2 protein-coding genes are annotated in these 19,311 nt (G+C 61.1%); both read left to right on the forward strand.

Annotated elements, in window-relative coordinates:
* A partial coding sequence (locus PCS43_RS33145; protein WP_442972516.1) for an amino acid adenylation domain-containing protein occupies positions 1 to 5,196 on the forward strand: 5,196 nt, incomplete at its 5' end.
* 93 nt (positions 5,197 to 5,289) lie between these two features.
* A complete protein-coding gene (locus PCS43_RS33150) occupies positions 5,290 to 19,140 on the forward strand; it encodes a non-ribosomal peptide synthetase (RefSeq protein ID WP_209908045.1) in 13,851 nt (4,616 codons plus the stop codon).
* The last annotated feature ends 171 nt before the right edge of the window (positions 19,141 to 19,311 follow it).

Raw genomic sequence — 19,311 nt, forward strand, 5'->3', positions numbered from 1 at the left:
CCGTTGAATGCTTCGGGGAAGTTGGATCGGAAGTTGTTGCCGGAGCCGGTGTTCGAGGTTGCGGTGTTCCGGGCTCCGGTGACGGCGGTGGAGGAGATCGTTGCGTCGGTGTTTGCCGAGGTGTTGGGTGTTGATCGTGTGGGTCTCGATGACGATTTCTTCGAGCTCGGCGGCAACTCTCTCAACGCCACTCGCACGATCAAACGAATCGCCGACGCTCTCGACACCGAACTTTCGGTTCGAGTTCTGTTCGAAGCATCCACGGTGCAGGATCTCGCAGCGCACGCCGAAAGCCGGACCGGGTCGGGTGGGCGAGTCGCGCTGACCGCGGTCGAGCGGCCAGAGCGGATTCCGCTTTCGTTGGCGCAGCAGCGTATGTGGTTCCTCAACCGATTCGACGGGAGTGCAGCGGCATACAACATCCCGATGGCGCTGCGCCTTCAGGGCGATCTTGACGTCTCGGCGCTGAGCGCGGCGATTTCTGATGTGATCGGGCGGCACGAATCACTTCGAACCGTCTACCCGGAAATCGGAGACGGTCCGGTGCAGGTCGTCAAGCCCGTGTCGAGTTGGTCGGACGAAATCGTCGCAGAACCGACTGGCGTGGACGAACTCGAAGGTGAGTTGGTCGCGCTGGCGTCGACGCGCTTCGACGTCACACGCGAGATTCCGATTCGTATCCGGTTGTTCCAGTTGGCTTCCGACGAATACGTACTCGGTGTCGCGATTCATCATATTTCCGCCGACGGTTCCTCGATGGCACCGTTCGCTCGGGATGTCGTGACCGCATACGCCTCGCGGGTTGCCGGGTACACACCGTCCTGGGCTCCTCTCGACGTTCAGTACGCCGACTACAGCCTGTGGCAGCGAGAGGTGCTGGGCAGTGAGGAAGACGCGGGATCTATTGCTTCGCAGCAGATTGCGTACTGGAGCAATGCTCTTGCCGGGCTGCCTGATCAGCTTGCACTTCCCGCCGACCGGCCGCGCCCCGCGACGCAGTCCTTCCGCGGCGGTTACCTGCACTTCGATATCGATGCAGAGTTGCATGCTCGGTTGAGCGGTCTTGCCAGGGCAAACAATTCGACGCTGTTCATGCTCACGCACACTGCGTTCGCGATGTTGTTGGCTCGACTGTCCGGAACCGAGGACATCGCGGTGGGTACACCCATTGCAGGACGTGGTGAGCGGGCACTCGACGATCTCATCGGCATGTTCGTGAACACCTTGGTGTTCCGTACGCAGATCGACAGCGGCGCGCCGTTCCTCGACCTGCTCGGACGTGTCAGGGAGACCGACCTTCAAGCATTTGCACATTCGGACGTTCCTTTCGAGCGACTCGTGGAGGTGCTCAACCCACCGCGTTCGACCGCTCGTCATCCGCTCTATCAGGTCGGCTTCCTCTTCCAGAACATGGAAACCGGAGGGCTCGAGCTTCCGGGGCTCACCGTCAAGGGCGTCGATATCGACAACGGGGTCGCGCAGTTCGATCTTCAGTTGATCGTCAGTGATCGGTACGACGCGAACGGATCTGCAGCCGGCATCACGTCGATGTTCAGCTACGCGCATGATCTGTTCGACGAGTCGACCGTGCAGGACTTCGCCGATCGATTCGTGCGATTGCTCGCGGAGATCGCGTCCGATCCGTCGTTGACCGTCGGCGACTTCGCGCTGCTGGATTCGTCCGAGAGCGACCGGATCCTGAACCGCTGGAACGAGACCGATCACTCCGTCCCGGGAGTCACTCTGGTCGAACTGTTCGACGAGCAGGTCGGTTCGAACCCGGGTGCGGTGGCAGTGATCGCCGGGAACACGTCGCTGACCTACGCCGAGTTCGATGCACGTGTCAACCGTCTCGCACGCCATCTGATTGCAACCGGTGTCGGTCCGGAGTCGTTGGTCGCGTTGGCAATCGAGCGATCGGTCGAACTGTTGGTCGCCATGTACGCGGTGGTGAAGGCAGGTGGTGGATACGTACCGATCGATCCGAACCACCCGGCGGACCGCATCGAGTACGTGTTGACCATGGCAGATCCGGTCTGCGTCCTCACTGCCTCGACCACTGCGAAGAATCCGGCGTTCGGTGATTCCGTGATCGAGGTGGACACGATCGATCTCGCGTCCTACCCGGGAGCGACGGTTACCGATGCGGATCGTATTGCTCCACTGCGAGTGGGCAACACCGCCTACGTGATCTTCACGTCGGGATCGACGGGGCGACCGAAGGGCGTCGCGATCTCGCATCAGGCGGTGGTCAACCAGATTCTCTGGAAGCGCGATCAGTACAGCCTGGACCGATCCGATGCGATGGTGCTCAAGACCGCGGCAACGTTCGACCTCTCGGTCTGGGAGTTCTGGTCGGCACTGACTTCCGGTGCACGACTGGTCATCGCCGAACCCGAAGGTCACAAGGACCCGAGCTACCTGCTCGACCTGATGACTCGGGAGAAGGTCACGACGCTCCACGTGGTGCCGTCGATGCTCGCGATGTTGCAGTCGGCGTCCGAAAATCGTCTTCCGGAATCCCTCCGTCAGGTGCTCGCGATCGGTGAAGCGTTGCCGGCCGCGACCGCGACCGAGTTCGCAGAACTCAGCGACGCCCAGTTGGTGAATCTGTACGGTCCGACCGAGGCCGCAGTCTCGGTGACAGCGCACGTCGTCGGCTCGGACGATACGACCTCGGTGCCGATCGGTGCCCCCGAATGGAACACGCAGGTGTTCGTGCTCGACACACGTTTGCATCCGGTCCCCGTCGGAGTCACCGGGGAGCTTTACCTCGCCGGTGCCCAGCTTGCTCGCGGCTATCACGGGCGCGCGGATCTGACGTCGGAACGATTTGTGGCCAACGTCTTCGGTGACGCGGGTTCGCGGTTGTACCGCACGGGCGACCTCGTCCGGTGGACGGAGAACGGCGAACTCGACTACGTGGAGCGCGCCGACTTCCAGGTCAAGATCCGTGGCTACCGCATCGAACTCGGTGAGATCGAAGCGCTTCTTCGCAAGCAGGCCAGCGTGGACTCCGCGGTGGTGGTGGCCAAGTCGGATGCGCGTACCGGTGATCGACTTGTCGGCTACGTCGTTCCTCAAAGCGGGGAAAGCATCGATGTCGAAACCTTGAAGCGGACTCTTGTGGCTGAGTTGCCGAGTTACATGGTGCCGGCGGCATTGATGGTCTTGGACGAACTACCGCTCAACATCAACGGCAAGGTCGATCGCAAAGCCCTGCCCGACCCCGAATTCGAGGCGACCGAATTCCGTGCGCCGACCAACCCCGTCGAAGAGATCGTGGCGGGTGTGTTCGCTGACGTACTCGGTGTGGCGAGGGTCGGACTCGACGACGACTTCTTCGAGCTCGGCGGAAACTCTCTCGTCGCGACGCAGGTCGTGTCGAGGCTGGGTGAGGCGTTGGACGCGCAGATTCCGGTCCGCGTGATCTTCGAGGCGTCGACTGTCGGGGCATTGGCGTCGAGGGTTCTCGAACACGCGGGATCTGGTGGCCGCCCACCGTTGGTGGCTCAGGTGCGTCCGCACGAGATTCCGCTGTCGTTGGCGCAGCAACGTATGTGGGTGCTCAATCAGTTCGACAAGACCTCGGGTGCGTACAACATCCCCGTCGCGATCCGGCTGTCCGGCGCACTCGATGTCGACGCACTTCACTCAGCGGTGTCGGATCTGATCGAGCGTCACGAAGTGCTCCGGACGGTATACCCGGACCGGGGCAACGGACCGGTTCAGATGATCCTGCCTCGCTCCGCAGCGGCGGTGGGACTGGAGGTGATCGCAACCGACGAAGCGTCGGTCGCCGAGCAGGTGGCTGACACAGTTCGCGAGGGCTTCGATGTCACGACAGCCGTTCCGTTGCGAATCCGTCTCTTCGAGGTCGACGAATCCGAGCGGGTCCTCGTCGTTGTCATTCACCACATCAGCGGTGACGGCTTCTCGATGGCTCCGTTGATCAGAGACACCATGGTTGCGTACACCGCACGTACCGGCGGGGAGACGCCGGAGTGGGCTCCGCTCGAGGTGCAGTACGCCGACTACACGCTGTGGCAGCGTGATGTCCTCGGATCGCCGGAGGACGCGGACAGTCAGCTGGGCCGTCAACTCGCGTACTGGGTGAACGAGCTCAAGGGCACTCCGGAGCTTCTGGAACTGCCGACCGACCGGCCGCGGCCGGCGCGGGCCAGCATGCGCGGTGCGGAATTCGAGTTTGCCGTCGATTCCGAGACCACCAACCGGCTCGCGACGATCGCACGGGAGCAGAACTCGACAGTCTTCATGGTGGTTCACACTGCCCTGGCCGTGCTGCTGGCGAAGATGAGTGGATCGAACGACATCGCAATCGGGACGCCGATCGCGGGTCGAGGTGAGCGGGCGCTCGACGATCTTGTCGGGATGTTCGTCAACACGTTGGTCTTGCGAACAGAGATCGCGCCTGCTTCGACGTTCGTCGACGTTCTGGCACACGTGAAGGACAAGGACTTGTCGGCATTCGCCAATGCCGACGTACCGTTCGAGCGGTTGGTCGACGAACTGGGGCGAGAGCGCTCTCACGCATACTCGCCGCTCTTCCAGGTCATGCTCACCTTCCAGAACATGGCTCTCGGTACGTTCCAGCTCCCGGGCCTCGAGCTCTCTGCGGTCGACAACGGTTTCGACCAGGCGATGTTCGATCTGCAGCTCACCGGTATCGAGCAATTCGACGATGCCGGGGTGCTGTCCGGGCTGAGGATGCGTTTCACCTATGCGACCGACCTGTTCGACGAATCGACCATCGCGCTTTTTGCGGCGCGATTCGGGCGGGTGCTCGAAGAACTGGTGACCGATCCCGGGGTCGTGATTCGCACGATCGACATCGTGACCGAGCAGGAACGCGAGGAAGCGAGCGCTGCCGAGCCGAAGTCCGCGGCAGACCTACCCGAACTGGCAGCCGCAGCGGCGGCCGTCGATCCTGAGGCAATTGCGTTCACCCACGGTGATCAGGCTGTCACCTTCGGTGAGTTGTCGACCAAGCTCGTTGCCATGCGTACCGCCATGGGGGCTGCTCTCGCCCCCGATGCTCTGGTTTCTGTGTCGCTCGCCGGACTTGTTCCGGGCATCCTGCCGGCACTTGGCGTCGACGGTCTCGCCACACTTGTGAGCTCGGTGATAGCTGACGCACAGTCGGTGTCAGCGGGCCGTGGGGGTACGGCCGGGTAACATTCAGTATTTGCCCAGTGAACGCCTCCGGCCGAGCAGAACGCTGTGCTCGACCGGGGCGCACTTCACGAAAGTCAGTTGGAGGAAGTGTAGATGTCCGTCGGTATTCCGGGACCGCAGTCGCTGACGATCGAAGATCTGCCGAAGTTGGTGGCTGCAGTTGCGGCGGTAGATCCTGATCGTGTGGCTCTGAGCCACGGTGGAACCGAAATCAGCTACGGACGACTCAATGACGAGTTGGTCACTCTCGACACCGCGATGGGTGGGGCATTGGGGGCGGATGCCCTGGTTCCTGTTGTCGTTTCCACGGTGCTGCCAGAGCTGATCGGCAGCGAGGCCGACGGTCTCGGCGCGGTGGTCGACCGTCTCATCACCGACGGCACTTCGATCGTGGAGGTCGCGTCGGAGTCCGATGCACACGTGACCCTCGCAGGACTCTTCGACGAGCAGGTCGAGCGGACGCCGGATGCGCTCGCGCTGGATTACGCCGGAACGCAGCTCACTTACGCGCAGTTCGACGCGCGGGCGAACCGCCTGGCCCGTGAACTCGTCGCGGCAGGTGTCGGACCGGACAGCCTCGTCGGTCTCGCAATGCGTCGATCGATCGATCTCCTCGTCTCGATGTACGCGATCGTCAAGGCCGGCGGCGCGTACGTTCCACTCGACCCGGATCATCCTGCCGACCGTCTCGCTTACGTACTCGAGATCGCGAAGCCCACGGCTGTGCTCACACGTACGTCCGATGCCGTGGTGCTGCCGCACGGCACGCCCACGCTCGACGTCGACACCCTCGACTTGTCGGGTCGTGCCGAGACAACTGTCACCGACGCCGACCGGTTGGCGCCGCTGCGCGCGGACAACACTGCGTATGTCATCTTCACGTCCGGATCGACCGGACGCCCCAAAGGCGTTGCAGTCTCTCACCGTGCCATCGTCGCGAACCTGCAATGGCGTCAGACCGAGTACGGATTCACTGCCGACGACGTGATCTTGCAGAAGACACCCTTCACTTTCGATGTGTCCGTGTGGGAGTTCTTCTGGCCGCTGCAGGTCGGTGCATCGCTGGTGATCGCGGAACCCGACGGACATCGTGATCCGGTGTACGTGGCTCGCACGATGATCGAGCGCGGAGTGACGGCGGTGCACTTCGTGCCGTCGATGCTCGCCGTGTTCGTCGCCGAACCCCTTGTTGCGCAGGTCAAAACCCTTCGCTACGTGTTCGCTTCCGGTGAGGCGTTGCCGGCTCGAACGGCGGCACGGCTGCGCGAGGTCAGCAGCGCTGGACTCCACAACCTGTACGGCCCGACCGAAGCCGCCGTCGACGTGACTTATTACGAAACCGGCGAGCAGGATCAGGTGTCGGTGCCGATCGGTGCAGCAGTTGCGGACACCGAGCTCCTGGTGCTCGACGATGCGCTGCGGCCCTCGCCGTCGGGTGTAGCAGGAGAGCTCTATCTTGCCGGGATTCAGCTGGCCAGGGGATACGTGTCGCGTCCCGATCTCACGGCAGACCGCTTCGTGGCGCGGCCCGGCGCTACTGACGGATCCCGGATGTACCGAACCGGAGACCTGGTGCGCTGGCGCGGTGCCGGAGCGAACCGTCAGCTCGAATACATCGGTCGCACCGACTTTCAGGTCAAGCTCCGCGGTCTGCGCATCGAGCTCGGTGAGATCGAGGCGGCACTGCTCGATTGCGAAGGTGTTTCCCAAGCCGTGGTGATCGTCCATTCGGACGAAACGATCGGTGACAACTTGGTGGCCTACATCGTCGCCGAGGGTATCGATTCTGAGAATCTGACGTCGTCGCTTGGCGAACGGCTACCCGACTACATGATCCCTGCCATGTTCGTCGAACTGGACGAGTTTCCGCTCAACGCCAGCGGCAAACTGGATCGAAAGGCTTTGCCCACACCCGAATTCGCGTCGAAGACGGTTGAGTATCGCGAGCCCGCGACACCCACCGAAGCCGGTGTGGTCGCGATCTTTGCCGATCTACTCGGGCAGGATCGGGTAGGGGCAGATGACGGCTTCTTCGAACTGGGCGGCAACTCATTGCTCGCCACTCGCGTGGTTGCGCGGATCAATGCCGAACACGGCATCGCCATCGACATGCGCAACTTCTTCGACGCACCCACCGCCGCAGAACTTGCCGTCTTCATCGACGAAGCGAAAATCTCAGAAGACCGCAAGGCTCACGTTCCCCTGATCCCTCGCGAGCGCCCCGAGTTGGTTCCGCTGTCTTTGGCACAGCAGCGCATGTGGTTCCTCAATCGATTCGAACCAGAATCGGCAGTCGACCATATTCCGGTCGCGCTGCGGCTCAGCGGAGCGCTCGATGTCGATGCGTTGCAAGGCGCACTCGAGGATTTGATCGAGCGGCACGAGATCCTTCGGACTGTGTACCCGGAGGTCGACGGCGTCGGATATCAGCGCCTGGTCGACATTGCAGCCGTGGTACCGAACCTGACTCCCATACGGGTGGACGAGTCGGCGATCGTCGAGCGCGTGACCGACTTCGTGACTCCGGGATTCGACGTGACCACCGAGGTTCCGATTCGGGCGGCACTCTTCCAATTCGCCGCCGACGAATTCGTCCTCGTGTTCGTCGTCCATCACATCAGCGGTGACGGGTTCTCCATGGGACCGTTGACCAAGGACATCGTTTCGTCTTATGTGTCTCGGACACAGGGAATTTCGCACGATCTTGCTCCGCTGCCCGTACAGTTCGCCGACTTTGCACTGTGGCAGCGCGAGGTTCTCGGCAGTGAAGACGACCCGGATTCTCTGATCACTCGCCAGGTCGACTACTGGCGCCACGCGTTGGCCGGTATCCCCGATCAGCTCGATCTTCCGTCGGACCGCCCGCGCCCGCGCGTCGCGTCGAACCGGGGAGCCGGGCACACATTCACGATCGAGCCGGATCTCCACCAGGCTCTCAATCGAATTGCGCTCGACAACAACGCATCTCTGTTCATGGTGTTGCACAGTGCCGTGGCGATTCTGCTGGCGCGGTTGTCGGGGACTTCGGACATCGTGATCGGCACTCCGGTCGCCGGTCGAGGCGATCAAGCTCTCGACGACCTGATCGGAATGTTCGTCAACACACTCGTCCTCCGCACGGAGGTTGATCTCGAAGCTTCGGCACGGGACATGATTTCGCGGGCGCGCGAATCCGACCTCAGCGGCTTCGGGCACGCCGATGTGCCATTCGAACGACTGGTGGAGGTACTCAACCCCGCCCGGTCTCAGGCACGGAACCCGTTGTTCCAGGTGATGCTCTCGCTGCAGAACTTGGGACAGAGCATGCAGCAAAGTCTGGAGGTTCCGGGACTGCGCATTTCCGGACTGGACGTAGAGTCGTCGGCCGCGAAGTTCGACCTCCAATTCACTGTGTGGGAATCTGATACCGCGGACAAGGTCGGTGGTTTGACCGTCGCACTGGTCTATGCGACCGACCTGTTCGACGAGTCGTCTGCCAAATCAATCGGAAAGCGGTTGATTTCAGTTCTCGAAGCAGTGGTTGCCGATCCCTCGGTTCGGGTTGGTGATGTGGATATGTTCGATTCGGGTGAGCGATCTTTGGTGCTCGAGTCGTGGAATGGCACTGCGCATGAGGTTGCGGATGTGTCGTTGGTGGACGTGTTCGATGCTCAGGTTGCGGCGTCGCCGGATTCGGTAGCTGTGTCGTTCGAGGGTGTTTCGCTGTCATATGCGGAGTTCGATTCGCGGGTGAATCGTCTTGCCCGGTACCTGGTTTCGGTGGGTGTGGGACCGGAGTCGTTGGTGGGTGTGGCGGTACGTCGGTCGGTTGATTTGTTGGTTGCGGTTTACGGCGTGCTCAAGGCTGGCGGTGGGTATGTTCCGGTGGATCCGGATCAGCCTGCGGAGCGCAATGCGTACGTGTTGGAGTCGGCGTCGCCGGTATGCGTGATCAGTACCTCTGACGTTGGATTCGATGCCGGTGTGGTACCGGTGGTCGAGGTTGATGTTGTTGATGTGTCTGGTTTTTCGGATAACTCTGTTTCGGATATCGATCGGGTCTCGCCTTTGCGGTCGGGCAATGCGGCGTATGTGATTTTCACGTCGGGGTCGACGGGGCGTCCGAAGGGTGTGTCGGTTTCGCATGCGGCGATTGTGAATCGGTTGGCGTGGATGCAGGACGAGTACGGGTTGGATTCGTCGGATGTGGTGTTGCAGAAGACGCCGTTCACGTTCGATGTGTCGGTGTGGGAGCTTTTCTGGCCGTTGCAGGTTGGTGCTCGGTTGGTGGTGGCTGTGCCGGATGGGCATCGTGACCCGCGGTATTTGACGTCGGTCATTGTGGGGGAGGGTGTGACGACGGTGCATTTCGTGCCGTCGATGCTCGAGGTTTTCGTGACGGATTCGTCTGTGGCTGCGTGTGTTTCGCTGACTCGGGTGTTCGCGTCAGGTGAGGCGTTGCCGGCGAGTGTTGTTGCCGATGTGTGGGCTGTGTTGCCGGGTGTCGGGGTGCACAATTTGTATGGTCCGACCGAGGCGGCGGTGGATGTGACGTTCCACGAGGTGGTGCCGGCGGATGTTCTGGGGGTGCCGATCGGTGCTCCGGTATGGAATACGCAGGTGTTTGTTCTGGACTCTCGATTGAGTCCGGTGCCGGTAGGTGTTGCGGGTGAGCTGTATCTGGCGGGTGTTCAGCTGGCTCGTGGGTATGTGGGTCGGCCGGATTTGTCGTCGGATCGATTTGTGGCGAATCCGTTCTCGGGTGATGGTGGGCGGATGTATCGCTCCGGTGATGTGGTGCGGTGGACTGCGTCGGGCGAGTTGGAGTACATCGGGCGTAGTGACTTTCAGGTGAAGTTGCACGGTTTGCGGATCGAGCTCGGTGAGATCGAGTCGGTGATTCGTGAGCACGAGTCGGTGTCGTCGGTAGTTGTGGTTGTGCGTGAGGATGTGTTGGTTGCGTACGTTACGGCCGCTGGTGGTGTGGTGGACGTTGACGAGTTGAAGAGAGTTGTTGCGGGTCGTCTGCCGGGTTACATGGTGCCGGCGGTGGTGATGGTGCTGGAAGAGTTGCCGTTGGGTGTGTCGGGGAAGTTGGATCGGAAGCTTCTTCCGGATCCGGTGTTCGTGGCGCGCGAGTTTCGGGCACCGTCGAGTGTCGCCGAAATCGCTGTGGCCGGCGTCTTCGGAGATGTTCTCCGGTTGGAACAGGTCGGTCTGGATGACGACTTCTTCGAGCTCGGCGGAAACTCTTTGGTCGCAACGCAGTTGGTGGCTCGCGTAGGTCAAGCGCTCGACACTCAGGTTCCGGTGAGGGTGTTGTTCGATGCTTCGACTGTCGAAGGTTTGGCAGCGCAGGTTGAGTTGATCGCAGGGGCAGGAGGGAGGACCGCGCTCGTGGCCCGCCCACGGCCGGCGTTGATCCCACTCTCACTAGCTCAGCAGCGAATGTGGTTCCTCAGCCGCTTCGATCCTGATTCTGCCGTCAACAACATTCCAATCGCATTGAATATCAAAGGCGTCCTGAATGTTTCGGCGCTGAGGCATGCGATTTCTGATGTAATCGAACGCCACGAGTCGCTCCGGACCGTCTATCCGGAGCAAGGTGGACAAGGACACCAGGTAGTCCTCCCGTCGTCCGAGGTGCCGGTTGAACTGACACCGAAGGTCATCGACGCCTCGCATATTCACAACGAACTTCTGAGTTTCGCGCTCCAGGGTTTCGACGTGACGTCAACCGTTCCGGTTCGAGTCGGGTTGTTCGAACTTGCAGAGGATTCGTACGTTCTGGCCTTCGTTGTGCACCACATCGCAGCGGACGGCTTCTCGATGCGCCCGTTGACTCGGGATGTCATGGTTGCCTACACCGCTCGGGTTTCGAACGGCGTTCCGAATTGGACTCCGCTCGAGGTGCAGTACGCCGATTATGCACTCTGGCAGCGGGAGGTCCTCGGCGACGAGGACGACCCGGATTCGTTGATCTCGGCTCAGCTGGACCACTGGCGCTCCGTCCTCCGTGATTCTCCGGAAGTGCTTGCGTTACCGGCTGACCGATCCCGCCCGGTCGTCGCCTCGAATCGTGGCGCTACGTATCGCTTCTCCGTCAGCGAAGAGATTCGGTCGAGCTTGGACTCACTCGCACGCGAGCGGAACGCATCGCTGTTCATGGTGGTGCATTCGGCCCTCGCCGTGCTTCTCGCAAGGTTGTCCGGTACCAGTGACATCGTGATCGGTACTCCGGTTGCAGGGCGAGGCGAAAAGGCGCTCGACGATGTGATCGGTATGTTCGTGAATACACTGGTCCTGCGGACTCCTGTTGACCTCGCCAGTTCGTTCAGTGCGCTCGTCTCGGCAACGCGGAGGACAGACCTTCAGGCGCTCGGCAACGGCGATGTTCCGTTCGAGCGGCTGGTCGAGGTGCTCGATCCCACCCGATCGCAGGCACATCACCCGCTGTTCCAGGTCGCGTTGTTCTTCCAGAACATGTCGCAGGATGCTTTGGAGCTTTCGGGATTGGAGGTCTCAGGCGTCGAGTTCGATGCCGGTATCGCGAAATTCGATCTTCAACTTACTCTCGCTCCCCGCGTCGAAGATGCGCTCGAAGACGGCATGTTCGCCGAGTTCGCATACGCCACAGATCTGTTCGACGAGTCGACGATTCGTGGATTCGCCGATCGGTTCACCAGGATCCTCGAACAGGTGGTCGTGGATCCGTCGATCACCGTGGGTGACATCGAGCTGTTGGACGAGGCCGAGCGCGAGTCGCTGTTGACTGCGCGCAACTCCACCGCACATGACGTCGGGAACAGTGAGACATTGGCTTCGCTGTTCGACACTCGCGTTGCGTTGGCACCCGATGCTGTTGCCGTGGTGTTCGACGGCCAGTCGCTGACCTATGGCGAGTTGTCGGAACGTGTGAACAAATTGGCACGCAAGCTGATCGAAGATGGTGTCGGGCCCGAATCGTTGGTGGCCTTGGCGATGCGTCGATCGCTCGATCTGGTAGTAGGTATGTACGCGGTGATCGCCGCGGGCGGAGCCTACGTGCCCTTGGATCCCGATCACCCCGCCGAGCGAATCGGGCACATCCTCACGACGGCCGATCCAGTCTGTGTGCTGTCGACGACGAGGGACGCTTTCGTAGCGCCGAACGGCGCCGACGTGCTGTTGATCGACAATGTCGATCTTTCGAGCTACTCGGCTTCAGTCATTTCCGATGCTGATCGTCGCGGTCGTCTGCATGATGTGAATGCCGCCTACGTGATCTTCACCTCGGGTTCCACGGGCAAGCCCAAAGGCGTTGCGGTGTCGCATCACGCCATCGTGAACCAGGTCCTGTGGATGCAGGATCAGTACGCCATCGGCCCAGAAGACGTCTATTTGCAGAAGACTGCTACGACATTCGACGTCTCGTTGTGGGGATACTTCACTGCGCTTTTGTCCGGTACGAGAGTGGTGCTGGCATCTCACGACGGCCATCGAGATCCCGCGTATCTGGCTCGTCTGATCGAAGATCATCGGGTGACGCTGACGGACTTCGTTCCATCGATGTTGACCGTCTTCGCGACTTCGGTTCCGGAACACGCATTGGTGTCACTGAGGGACGTATTCGTGATCGGTGAGGCATTGCCGGTCGAGACGGTGCGTGCATTCGCTCAGGTGTCGTCTGCAGGCCTGCACAATGTGTACGGCCCAACCGAGGCTGCGGTCTCGATCACCTACTACGAGGTCGATGGATCGGAATCAACAGGGATTCCGATCGGGGTGCCCGAGTGGAACTCGCAGGTCTACGTGTTGGACAGTCGGTTGCAGCCGGTGCCGGTAGGCGTTGCGGGTGAGCTGTATCTGGCCGGTGATCAACTGGCGCGCGGTTACGTCGCGCGACCCGATCTCACCAGTGATCGTTTTGTCGCGAACCCATTTGTGGAGGCGAGCGACACGAACGGTGAAATCAATCCCGGTGGCAGTCGGATGTATCGCACCGGGGACCTGGTGTGGTGGAACACCGCAGGCGAACTCGAGTATGTCGGGCGTACCGATTTTCAGGTCAAATTCCGTGGTCAGAGGATCGAACTGGGTGAGATCGAGTCAGCTCTGCTGGCGCATTCGACGGTAGCTCAGTGTGTGGTCACTGTGGCATCCACCGATACGGGCGATCAGCTGGTCGCATATGTGATCGCGGTCCCGGATTCTGTGATCGACGTAGAAGTCTTGAGGAATGCGCTTCCTGAATCGCTACCTGTCTACATGATTCCGAACGCGATCATGGTCTTGGACGAGTTGCCTCTGAACTCGTCTGGGAAGTTGGATCGGAAGTTGTTGCCGGAGCCGGTGTTCCAGGTTGCGGTGTTCCGGGCCCCGGTCACGCCGGTAGAACAAATTGTCGCTTCTGTTTTCTCGGCGGTACTCGGGGTCGAGCGAGTGGGTCTGGATGACGACCTCTTCGCACTCGGCGGAAACTCTTTGATTGCTACTCGAATGGCCGCTCGGTTGGGGCAGGCGCTCGATGCACAGGTTCCGGTGCGGGTGTTGTTCGAGGCGTCGTCGGTGGAGTTGTTGGCTGCGCGGATGGAGTCGGAGATTGGTTCGGGTGCGCGGGCGGCGTTGACGGCTCGGGTGCGTCCGGAGCGGGTGCCGTTGTCGTTGGCGCAGCAGCGGATGTGGTTCTTGAACCGTTTCGATACGTTGTCGTCGGCGAACAATATTCCGGTGGCGATTCGGTTGTCGGGGTTGTTGGATGTGGCGGCGTTGGACGCTGCGGTGTCGGATGTTGTTGTGCGGCATGAGATTTTGCGGACGGTGTATCCGGAGGTCGACGGTGTCGGGTTCCAGGAGGTGTTGTCTGCGGATCGGGTGCGGTTGGATTTGTCGCCGGTGGCGGTGTCGGAGTCCGATGTCGTTGGTGCGGTGACGGAGTTCTTGTCGGCTGGTTTCGATGTGGCGGTGGAGGTTCCGGTTCGTGCGCGGTTGTTCGCGGTGTCGGAGTCGGAGTTCGTGTTGGCGATGGTGGTTCATCACATCAGTGGTGATGGTGTGTCGATGGGGCCGTTGACGCGTGATGTGATGGTGGCGTACGAGGCTCGTTCTCGGGGTGAGGTGCCGGGGTGGACGCCGTTGGCGGTGCAGTATGCGGATTACGCGTTGTGGCAGCGGGAGACTCTCGGTTCGGAAGATGATCCGTCGTCGTTGATTTCGCGTCAGATCGGGTTCTGGGAGTCGGCGTTGTCGGGGTTGCCGGATCAGTTGGATTTGCCGGCTGATCGTCCGCGGCCGGCGGTGGCGTCCAATCGTGGCGCCAAACACGCTTTCGTTATCGACGCGCCAGAGCATCATTCTTTGAAAAAAATTGCCCGTGAGTCGAATTCGTCCTTGTTCATGGTGGTGCATGCGGCGTTGGCGGTGTTGTTGTCGCGGTTGTCGGGGACGTCCGATATTGCGATCGGTACTCCGGTGGCGGGTCGTGGTGAGCAGGTTCTCGATGATTTGATCGGGATGTTCGTCAATACGTTGGTGTTGCGGACCGAGGTGGATTCTTCGGAGTCGTTCTCGGGGTTGTTGGGTCGGGTTCGTGAGGGCGATCTGGGTGCGTTTGCGCACGTAGATCTGCCGTTCGAGCGGTTGGTGGAGGTGCTCAATCCGGCGCGGTCGCAGGCGCGTAATCCGTTGTTCCAGGTGATGCTGTCGTTCCAGAACATGGAGCAGTCGGTGCTTCGACTTGGCGATCTGACAGTTGCGGGAATCGACGCCAACACGGTGGCGGCCAAGTTCGATCTGCAGCTGACCATGGTCGAGCAGTTCGACGAGGCGGGTGCCCCGGCGGGGATGGCGGCGCAGTTCACGTACGCGACGGATCTGTTCGACGAGTCGACGGTGGCAGGCTTTGCCGGCAGGTTCGGGCGCATCCTTGCTGAGATCACTGTTGATCCGTCAGTTCGGTTGGGTGATATCGACGTACTTACCGCTGCTGAGCGCAGCAACCTTTTCAGCTGGTCCGCTGGTGGGCGCACAGCGTTGGCAGGCGCGTCCTTGACTGCGATGTTCGAAGAACAGGTTGGGCGGACGCCTGATTCTCTTGCCGTCGAGTGCGATGGCGAGGCGCTGACCTATGGGCAGCTCGACGCCTACGCAAACGTGGTGGCCGAGCGATTGACGGCGGCCGGCGTCGGTCCGGACGACGTCGTCGCGTTGATCGTGCCGAGGTCGGTCGAGTGGGTCGTAGGTATGTTGGCGGCGTGGAAGGCGGGTGCTGCGTACGGGCCGATCGATCCGTCGTACCCACAGGATCGGATCGAAGCGATAATCGCCGACACCGGTGCCCGATGCGCGGTGAGTACGACGACTCTCGATCTGGCGGTGGACGTGATCGTCCTCGACAGCATCATGCGCGATTCGCCGATGGTGGAGAGGCCGACGGATCGATGGCGTGAACTCGGTGCGGGGGACCGCTTGGGGTATGTCATTTCGACATCCGGTTCGACGGGTCGTCCGAAGCCGACGTTGGTGCCGATGGCCGGCATCGAGAACACGGTGGCCTGGTACCGCAGCGAGTTGCCCGAAACTGGTGGTCTATTGATCGCGTCGTCACCGAGTTTCGACTTGACGCAGAAGAACGTCTGGGCAGCGTTGAGCAGCGGTCGGAGCGTAGTGCTTGCCTCGGACGGTTTCGATCCGGATGCGATCGTTGCTCGCGTCGGGCACGGTGACGTTGCAGTGGCGAACATGTCGCCGAGCGCGTTCGAAGCCGTGGTGGATTCCGACGAGGAGTCTGCTTTGAGCGTTCTCGATGTTGTGTTCCTTGGAGGCGAGTCGATCCGGCTTAATCGTCTTGGCAGTTTGTTGTCAGGCGGAGTACGCGTGGTGAACAGTTACGGCCCGACGGAAGCGTCGGACGTGGTCTCGTTCCACGCGGTGACTGCGCATGACACCGTCAGCGTTCCGATCGGTGCACCGGTGCCGAACATGGATCTGTTCGTTCTGGATCGGTCGTTGGGTATGGTGCCGCCGGGCGTGATCGGCGAGTTGTATGTCGGTGGTGTCGGTGTCGGTCGCGGATACGGAAACCGAGCGGCGTTGACGGCGGAGCGTTTCGTCGCCAACCCCTTTGCGGGCGGGGAAAGGGGCGCCTCAGATGGCGGCAGCAGGTTGTATCGAACCGGCGACCTCGTCAGGTGGAACGGTCGGGGCGAGCTCGAGTACATCGGCCGATCGGATTTCCAGGTCAAACTGCGGGGGCAGCGTATCGAACTCGGCGAGATCGAATCTGCTCTGATCTCGCACGAGGCGGTTTCAGATGCGGTGGTCGTCCTGCACAGCGATGCGACGTTCGGCGACAGCCTGGTCGGGTATGTCGTGGGAACTGCAGTAGATGCGTCGGAAGTTCTGGAGTCTGCCCGGGCCGTGCTTCCGACGTACATGGTGCCCTCGAAGGTTCTTGTCCTCGACGAGCTTCCACTCAATGCGTCGGGCAAATTGGATCGAAAGGCTCTCCCGTCACCGGTATTCGAGGCAGCAGAGTTTCGGGCGCCGGTCACAGCGGTGCAGGAAATTGTTGCGTCGGTGTTCGGAGATGTGTTGGGCGCGGAGCGGGTCGGTCTGGATGACGATTTCTTTGCGCTGGGTGGTAATTCGTTGATCGCTACCAGGTTGGCAGCAAGATTGGGGCAGGCACTCGATGCGCAGGTCCCGGTGCGCGTGCTGTTCGAGAACTCGACAGTGGAAGGTTTGGCTGTAGTAGCGCAAAAGACCGCAGGTTCCGGTGCGAGGATGGAGTTGGAGGCGCGGGAACGTCCAGAACGTCTTCCTCTGTCCTTGGCCCAGCAGCGAATGTGGTTGGTAAACCAGATGGATCCCGGTTCTGCGGCATACAACATTCCGTTGGCTCTGCGATTGACAGGGAACTTGGATGTCGCGGCTTTGCGCCAGGCTCTTCACGACGTTTTGGTTCGACATGAGTCGCTCCGGACCAGCTACCCGAGTGACATCGAAGGGCCGGTTCAGAAAATCGTCGCGATCGACGAACTCCTTTCGCCTCTCGAAACGATTCAGGTGGACGACGAGGCCGCGGCGTTCAATCGCGTCGTGGAGTTGGTGACGACCGGATTCGACGTAGCTCAGGAGGTACCTGTACGCACTGGGTTGCTCGAGTTGGGCCCGGCAGACTTCATATTCGTCTTGGTCGCTCATCACATCGCCGCTGACGGTGAATCGATGGGACCTCTTGCCCGAGACATGATGGTCGCCTACGAGGCTCGCGTGCGCGGCACCGCGCCGTCGTGGACGCCGTTGACTGTTCAGTACGCGGACTTCGCGATCTGGCAGCGCGAAGTACTCGGTAGCGCTGGCGAGGTCGGCTCACAGGCTGCACGGCAACTCGACTTCTGGCGCCGGACGTTGGACGGTGTGTCGTCGACGCCCGGATTGCCTTCCGACCGTCAGCGACCCGCGCAGATGTCTGCACGTGCCGGTGTCTCGGAGTTCTCCGTCAACGCGGAGACGGCGGCGCGGCTCAACGAGATTGCGCGCGAACACAACGCCACATTGTTCATGGTTGTGCACGCTGCGCTTGCAGTACTCATCGCACGGTTGAGTGGAAGCCGAGATTTCGCGATCGGAACGGTAGTGGCCGGGCGAGGTGAGCAGCAACTGGACGACATAGTCGGAATGTTCGTCAACACGCTTGCACTCAGGACCGCTCCGGATCTCGGAGCGGGATTCGGCGACTTGGTCTCGCTCGTCCGAAACGTCGATCTCGAGGCATTTGCGAACGGAGACATCCCGTTCGAGGAAGTAACCGGCGCCTTGTCGGCGTCAGCGAGCGAGCTCTTCCAGGTTGCACTGTCGGTCGAACCGATGGCAGGAGCCTCGTTCAGTCTGCCGGATTTGAAGATCACGGCTGTCGAGGGTGTGGAGGCGACTGCGAAGTTCGACCTCCAACTCAATCTCAGTTCAGATCCGGTAACGGGAGGGTTGCTCGGCCATTTGGTTTTCGCTGCGGACCTTTTCGACCAAGCAACCGCCGACGCACATGTCGAGCGCTTCGTCCGCGTTCTAGATCGGGTCTCCTCGGATCCTTCACGTCCGATTGGTGACATCGAACTGCTCACCGACTCCGAACGAGCAGAAGTCCTCGGCTCCGTGGACACAACGCCGCCCCCGGCCGTTGGCGCTCCGACGGGCCGACTCGTGCCACAGCGATTGGCAAATTCCGTAGAGGCTGATCCTGATGCTGTCGCAGTCGTGTGCGATGAGGAGGAAATGACTTACCACGAGGTCGATGCACGATCATCTCGCCTCGCTCGCCACCTGATCAATCTTGGGATCGGTCCGGGCGACACGGTGGGGATCACAGGATTGCGTGGCATCGAACTGGTGGTGGCGGCCTGGGCGCTGTCCAAAGCCGGCGCGGCAGCTCTGGTAGGAGCTACAGGAGCAGCACGTGGGACAGAAACGGCTCCGAGTGTGGCCTTGGCGTTGATTTCGGGTGAGGCCGAATCTGACGTACCGCTGGACACGAGCCTCGACTTGGACCAGCCAGATGTTATCGAGTTGGTGGCGTCGTACTCGAGTCGTTCCGTGAACTACACGGACCGGCTTCGTCCGCTGAGCGCGGACGACATCGCGGTCGTGGTTGCCGGTTCGCACCCTGGCCAGATCACCCATGGAGAGCTCGCAGCGAAGTTGGACGCGATGTCGCAGAAGCACGATGTCGACTATGAATCGCGTTTGATGTACTTCGGTCCCGAGGAAGACGAAACATCGATTCTGACTATTCTGCTTGGCGGAGCGGTCGGTGGCGTCGTACTGCTGTACTCGGAAGCGGCGAAGGACGCAGAGGTGCAGGAGCTACTTGCAGAGGAGTGGGTTTCGCACGCGGTTGGTCCGACAGACGTCTTCACAGGTGTTGTCGAAGGAGCTTTGCCAGATCTACGCCTGGCGTGTGATCCCGCGACGTGGACTCTGAGCTGACGCCGCCGTTCACGAAGTTGATGGACTCCCATATCCCGAACAGTCCGATGATGTCCACTCCGCGACAGCTGTAACAATGGTTCGGTGTGTCCGATCAACTATTGGGGCTTTACCGGGACGTCGAACGCGATTTGCCCAGGTCAAGGGTAGAACCTCGGAAGTGATCGGATT

The organism is Rhodococcus sp. C-2 (assembly GCF_027854095.1).
In the GTDB taxonomy this organism is placed as follows: Bacteria; Actinomycetota; Actinomycetes; order Mycobacteriales; family Mycobacteriaceae; genus Rhodococcus_F; species Rhodococcus_F qingshengii.

Coding starts and splice junctions, on each gene's coding strand:
- PCS43_RS33150 (WP_209908045.1), top strand. CDS start 5,290: ATGTCCGTCGGTATTCCGGGACCGCAGTCGCTGACGATCGAAGATCTG.